The following is a 6,347-nucleotide window of genomic DNA, read 5'->3' on the forward strand; positions in this document are numbered from 1 at the left end:
GAGAGGTTCGCGCCAGCAAACCCGTGCAGGGTTCTCCCGGGATTTTGGCCCGCCGTGTTCCGCCAGATGCCTCAATGCATCTCAAGCGGTCGCGTCTCTTGGACCAGCACCGTGATCGACACGGCCGGAACCCTAGACGCTCTGCACGTGAATAACGAAGCAAGGGGCGTGCCAGTCCGGAAAGCCGTCCTGAGGCGGCCTTTCCCCGGATTTGCAGGCAATCGCGTTATGCTGATGCCACAAAAGTCATCGCAACGCCGACGGATTAGGCAAGGAAAATCTAGCGTCAACCAATATGAGCAGGCTTGTGCCCTGGGGACCTCCGCTGATCGCACCCTGCTCTATGGTCGCCCACACATACATGCCCAATAGGGACACGTTCGGGAAGGGCGTGAGCGCGCGGCGGATCCGGATGCCAATTGGCGCCGACCCATGTGACGAGTGCGCCCGATCGTGCAAGGGCAATTCGTGAAATAAGCGCGACCGCAATGATGCTAGGCAAGCCCGATCGCGTGTCGGGAGGCAGTTGTGAAAGTTGCGATCATCGGACCAGGCTCGCTCGGGAAGGCCTTGGCGAAATGTCTTGGCCTCGCCGGGCACGAAATTCGCCTCAGCTTCAGTCGTGACGAAGGCAAGTTGCGCGCAATTGCGGCAACCCTCCGTGTTGGCTTCGGTGCCCCTGACGAAGTAGCGAGATGGGCCGACGTAATTGCCCTGGCGACGCCATGGCCGGCTCTCGAGCTGGCGATGGACGCGCTTGGCGATTTGTCGGGCAAGATCGTCTGGGACAATACCAATGCAGTCGCGCCTGACCTTTCCACGATGCTGCTAGGCACTACTACGTCTGTAGGCGAGGAGGTTCAGAGGCGCGCGCGGGGCGCCCTTGTCGTCAAGTGCATTCCGACCTTTGCCGAATTGCTTGACAGGGATGATCCGCGTCTCAACGGCGATCCGGTGACGAGCTATGTCGCCGGCAATGACGCAGATGCCAAGGCGGCGGTTTGCCGGCTTCTCGCCGATCTGCCGACAATGCCGGTCGATGTCGGCGATCTCACGGCCTCGCGCCTGATCGAGCCGATGATGCTGCTATTGGTCCAGCTCGCCTATCGGCGCGGGATGGGGCCGACAATTTCCTTCAATCTCATTCGACAGGACGGAACCGGTTCATGACTGATTATCTACCCGCGCGGCGCAAGGCGATTCCAGTAGGACGTCTGCTGATCGATGGCCAATGGCGCGATGCCGTCAGCGGCGAGACTTCGACGACTTTTGATCCGACCACGGACGCGGCGATCACCGATATTGCGAAGGCGGACGTCACCGACACGAGCGATGCCGTCGCGGCCGCGCAGCGGGCTTTCGAGCAAGGACCCTGGGCGCGGATGCATCATGAGGAGCGCGCTAAAATCCTGTTTCGCATCGCCGATCTAATGGACGAGCGGGCCGAGGATTTCGCGGTGCGCGAGGCGATGGATATGGGTATGCCCTATCGCGATTTCCGCGATATCATCATGCCGCACTGCTCAGGACTGTTCCGCTTTCATGGCGGGCTCGCCATGAGCGCGATGGACGGCGCCTACCGCACCAGCTACGAACCAAATATCAGGATCCTGACGCGGCGCGAGCCGCTCGGCGTGGTCGCTGCGATCACCCCGTTCAATTTTCCCCTCGCGCTGTCCTGTTCGAAAATCGCGCCGGCACTCGCGGCGGGTAACACGGTCGTTCACAAGCCTGCGACCGACACGCCCCTGACGGCCCTCGCCTTGGCGCAAGTGATCCTCGACGCGGGCGTGCCGCCAGGCGTTTACAATCTCGTAACCGGCCCGGGCGGCACCATCGGCGACGCGCTGGTCAACGATGCCCGCGTCGACAAGATCGCCTTTACCGGGTCGACCACCGTCGGCCAGGGCATCATGCGTAACGGTGTCGGGACGATGAAACACCTGACCATGGAGCTCGGCGGCAAGAGTCCCAATATCGTTTTCGCCGATGCCGATATCGATGCCGCGATGCAGGCAGCCTTCTGGGGCATCTTCTGGAACAAGGGCGAAGTCTGCGTCGCCGGATCGCGCCTGCTGGTTGAACACGCCTGCTATGACGAGGTCGTCGAGAAGCTGAGCGCCATGGCGTCGTCGGCGACGCTCGGCGATCCGCTGGACCCTGCGACGATGATCGGGCCGATCGCATCGCGGGGCGAGTATGACAAGGTCTTGAGCTATGTCGAAGAGGGCAAGCGCACCGCGCGACTGGCCGCGGGCGGCGGCACCCGCCAGGTGAACGGCAAGGGCCTCTTCATCGAGCCGACCATCTTCGCCGATGCGCCCAACGACCTAAGGATATCGCGCGAAGAGATTTTCGGCCCTGTCTTGCCAGTGATTCCATTCGACAGCGAGGAGGACGCGATCCGGATCGCCAACGATACGAGCTACGGGCTCGCCTCGGGCATCCAGACCAGCGATCTCGGCCGCGCCTTGCGGCTCGCCGACCGGATCAAGGCAGGCACGGTCTGGCTGAACTGCTGGCACAAGTACCATCCTAATGCGCCGTTCGGAGGTTTCAAGATGAGCGGCTATGGCCGTGAGCAGGGCCGCGAGGCGTGGGAAAGCTACACCCAATACAAGACGATTTGGGCGAATCTTGGCGAACCAGTCGAGATGGCCCGATGAGCGTGCGCGATTCCAACCCACTCGACCCGCTGCGTCCAAAGCGCGTCGCGATGGTCCTTTCAAACCCGGCTGTGTCAACCACCACAGGCTGGCCGGTCGGGTTTTGGTGGAGCGAGTTAACTCATCCCTGGCTCGCCTTCACCGAGCGCGGATACGAAGTCGCGATCTTCTCGCCTGAGGGCGGCAAATGCGAGGCGGATGCGTTGAGCGACCCGCGCGATCCGTCCGGCTATTCGGATAGGGATCTGATCTCGCTCGGTTTCCTGTCGACGCCGAAACTGGCGGCGCTGGTGGAGACGACCCGGCCCATCGCAGAGCTGTCGGTCGACGCGTTCGACGCGATCGTCGTCGCTGGCGGCCAGGCGCCGATGTTCACCTTCGAAGGCGCAACTGAGCTGCAGCGGCTGTTCGTCAACTTTTTCGCGGCCGGCAAGGTCGCGGCCGCCTTGTGTCATGGCGTCGCGCTGCTGCGCTACGCGCGCCTCTCAACCGGCGAGCTGCTGGCCAAAGGGCGCACTGTTACGGGGTTCGCCAATGTCGAGGAGGACTTCGCCGACAATGCCGTCTGGGAGATGGGCGCGCTGCCGCACGGTACGCATCTGATGCCATGGCGGATCGAGGATGAGATGCGTGCGCTCGGCGCGAACTATATTCAGGCCGGGCTGTGGCGCGATTTTGCCGTGCGCGACGGCAATTTGATCACCGGCCAGCAGAACTTCTCCGGAGCGGCGACCGCCCGTCTTGTCATCGAGGCGCTCGGTGGCTGAGGATCAAAGACCGCTCCTGTCGGTGAAGTTCGGGAGACAAACTCGCCGTCAGGGCGGGCGATGCCAAACGACATCGGCCCAGTAGGATCCGGGGTCCGTCCAAGAACTCCACCTCAAACAACCACTATCAGCAGCGGGGATGAACCATGGCCGTAGTGACGACACTTGATATTGCCGGCCTGACGGCCGAAGATTATAGCCGCATCCTCGATCGGATCGGCGTGGAGAGGCGGCCCGCTGGCGGCATCTACCAGCACATCGCGCATGCCACAGACGATGGTTATCGCATCATCGAGATATGGGACGACAAGGCAGGCCTGGAGCTCTTCTTGCAGGACACATTGTTTCCCGCCGCACAGGAACTGCAAGTTCAGCGTGAAATGAGCATTATGACCCAGACACTGCACAACATCTTTGTGCCCCGGATTGGTGAACTGACTGCCCTGGCAAATGATGCGCCTGGTGGACCAGTCAAACGGGCAAAAGTGTAGGCATCAAGGATCGAGGATGCGGCGATCGATCATCGAAGTCCTGGAGGAACTTGCGTCCGGACGCCCGGTACAACGATGGTGACCGCGGCAAGTGCAAAGAGGTTGTTCTTTCCTGCCGGCGACTATCGCCACGCGCCGGCCGGAGTCGTTCAGCTGCGAGTGATTCGCAGCGGTTCATCCTATGCAGAGATCGATCTTGGCCGCGGGCTGCGGCGCGTTTTCACCCGCCCCGGCGACCTGCTGCTCAGTCTTCCCGAGCGTGCCACGCGGTTCAAGATCGAGGAGCCGCGAGAGCTGACGATGATCACCGTTGACTCCGCGCTGGCGTCAAGGCTCCTGGTATCGGCAGGCGGGACCCCCGAGGACCTGGTCATCCTGACCGATCGACCGATACGCGATTCGCTGGTGGCCGAGTTGTGCCGACGCCTCGAAGGCGACTCGCCAGCCAACCCGATCGTCCGCGAATGGGCGCTGGGCCTGGTTTTCGCGAACCTGCTCCGTCTCGGGCATGCACGCCAGCGGCAGCAGAAGTCTCCGGTCCTAACCTCGCAGCGGTTCGACCGGGTCCTCGCTACGATTGACGGCGATCTGGAAAAGGGGGTGTCGATCGACCATCTTGCCGGAATCGCGGGAATACCACGACGCGCCTTCACCGCCGCCTTTCGCGAGGCGACGCAATTGCCGGTACATCAATTCATTTTACGCCGCCGCGTTGATCGCGCGGTCGAGCTTTTGGAAAATAGCGATCTGCCGCTGGCCGAGATTGCTCAGCACGCGGGTTTCACTCACCAGGCCCATATGAATCGCGTCGTGACCCGATTGAAAGGGCTGTCGCCAGGCCGGCTGCGGTCTCGCAGGCGCGACGGCTGACTTGTGATCTATTCCAGCATCGAATGGCGGAGATGTGAGTTGCTGAAACGTCCGTTGGCTAAGATGCCCGACAGTTTGCGTGCAGCGCTCGAGGCCGCAAATCTGATAACTGCTTTCGAGCAACGGCCTCCCTATCAGCGCAATGATTACTTGCATTGGATCGAGCGCGCCCGTCACCCGGAAACACGCCGAAAGCGCATAAATCAGATGATTGACGAGCTTACGAAGGGAGGAATCTACATGGGAATGCAATAAGAGCTGGCATCGCCGCGAAGCTAGCAGATCCGTCAACGATCATCTTCCGATCCGTGGCCTATCGAGATCGGGTGCTTTCCGCATTGATCTTCATCGATTTCCCCACGTTTTTGCGCAGAGGATGCAGAGAGCCAAATAGTGACAATCGAACCTATCCTCCATTTTCGTTTGCGGCAGGTGGCCATATGATCGTGACATCGCAAACCAATAACGTGCTCGGCAGCACGTCAGGAAGGTGGCGCGTCTGGTCGCTCTCGGACGGTTACATCGAGATGCCGGCGGACCTTCTGCGGGACCCGCAGGATAATCCGGTGCCGCAAGCTGCGTTGGCAGGGGCGCTTCGCCTGTCTGTCAATTGCTTCGCGCTGGCAGGTCCAGGCGTTGACGGCGTTCTGATCGACAGCGGAGGAGGGGGCTGGGCCCCGACAGTGGGGCGTCTTGAGCAGGCCATGGCGGAAGCCAAGATCGACCCGGCTTCGATCACGGTCTTGGCGCTCACCCACGCCCATCAGGATCATGTGCACGGACTTTTGACCCCCGACGGCCGAGTGCTCTTTCCAAACTTGAAGGCGATCGTAATTTCCGAGGCGGCTGTGGGGAGCTTTTTCGTTTACGCGCACCTTGCGCAGTTCCGGCCCCTGCTGAAGCCTGTCCAGAATGGCGACCAGGTGGGTGAGCGATTGAGGGCGGTCGCCTTGCCCGGTCATGCTGCCGGTCATACTGGCTACACGTTCGACACGGACGAGGACCGTTTCCTATTCTTCGGGGACATCGTTCATGTGCCGGCCTTGCAGTTCGGCAATCCCGCGTTCAGTTGGGGCTATGACGACGATCAGCTGACCGCGCGCGCAACCCGCCTAAAGGTTTTCAGTGACGCGGCCGAGGCGGGGACGTGGATCGCCGGCGCGCACCTTGGCTGGCCGGGCATCGGTCGCGTGGTGCGTAAGGGCGAAGCATACGGCTATGAGCCGGCAGGAGGACGAGTGACCGGATAGGCGGCCCTGTGCTGGTCGGTTTATACCGCTCTCTTCGCCCAAGGCAAGGATCTCGACGAGCAGCGCGCCGCACTCCGGCGTCCTCAACGGCGGCGGTACCATCGTCCGGCCCACCAAAATATCTGATTCTTGATCCACTGGCGGCCGATCTGCCTGAGGCTTACCGGATCGGCGTCTCGCCGCGAAACAGCGGCTGGTGCCCCCGCATCAAGGCGGCAATCCGGTCGGCGACTTTCCGTACCGGCGGGGAGTGACGTTCCTCGTGATGGGTGACGATCCATTGGTCGGTTTCAAGTTCGGGGA

The 6,347-nt window shown here is 61.8% G+C and carries 7 protein-coding genes and 1 riboswitch; all 7 genes read left to right on the forward strand.

What is annotated here, in order from left to right; all coding sequences use genetic code 11:
• Positions 1-31 precede the first annotated feature (31 nt).
• A riboswitch (guanidine-I (ykkC/yxkD leader) is annotated at positions 32-147 on the reverse strand.
• Between the two features lie 381 nt (positions 148-528).
• On the forward strand, positions 529-1,170 hold the full coding sequence (locus NKI24_RS19725; RefSeq protein ID WP_352449697.1) for an NADPH-dependent F420 reductase: 642 nt from the start codon (positions 529-531) through the stop codon (positions 1,168-1,170).
• Positions 1,167-2,666: an aldehyde dehydrogenase family protein gene (locus tag NKI24_RS19730; RefSeq protein WP_352747562.1), complete on the forward strand. Its 1,500-nt coding sequence runs from the start codon at positions 1,167-1,169 to the stop codon at positions 2,664-2,666. The genes NKI24_RS19725 and NKI24_RS19730 overlap by 4 nt, the downstream gene beginning before the upstream one ends.
• Entirely contained in the window at positions 2,663-3,433 is a 771-nt protein-coding gene (locus NKI24_RS19735) for a type 1 glutamine amidotransferase domain-containing protein (protein ID WP_352449695.1), read from the forward strand. Before NKI24_RS19730 ends, NKI24_RS19735 begins: the two co-directional genes overlap by 4 nt.
• A gap of 146 nt (positions 3,434-3,579) precedes the next feature.
• Positions 3,580-3,924 (forward strand): hypothetical protein, encoded by a 345-nt coding sequence (locus NKI24_RS19740; protein WP_352449694.1) that lies wholly within the window; start codon positions 3,580-3,582, stop codon positions 3,922-3,924.
• Positions 3,925-3,999: 75 nt separating this feature from the next.
• On the forward strand, positions 4,000-4,794 hold the full coding sequence (locus NKI24_RS19745) for a helix-turn-helix domain-containing protein (RefSeq protein WP_352747566.1): 795 nt from the start codon (positions 4,000-4,002) through the stop codon (positions 4,792-4,794).
• A gap of 63 nt (positions 4,795-4,857) precedes the next feature.
• On the forward strand, positions 4,858-5,049 hold the full coding sequence (locus NKI24_RS19750) for a YdeI/OmpD-associated family protein (protein ID WP_352449783.1): 192 nt from the start codon (positions 4,858-4,860) through the stop codon (positions 5,047-5,049).
• 185 nt (positions 5,050-5,234) lie between these two features.
• On the forward strand, positions 5,235-6,044 hold the full coding sequence (locus NKI24_RS19755; RefSeq protein WP_352747570.1) for an MBL fold metallo-hydrolase: 810 nt from the start codon (positions 5,235-5,237) through the stop codon (positions 6,042-6,044).
• Positions 6,045-6,347: the final 303 nt, after the last annotated feature.

It is taken from the genome of Mesorhizobium sp. M0701 (assembly GCF_040320365.1).
In the GTDB taxonomy this organism is placed as follows: Bacteria; Pseudomonadota; Alphaproteobacteria; order Rhizobiales; family Rhizobiaceae; genus Mesorhizobium.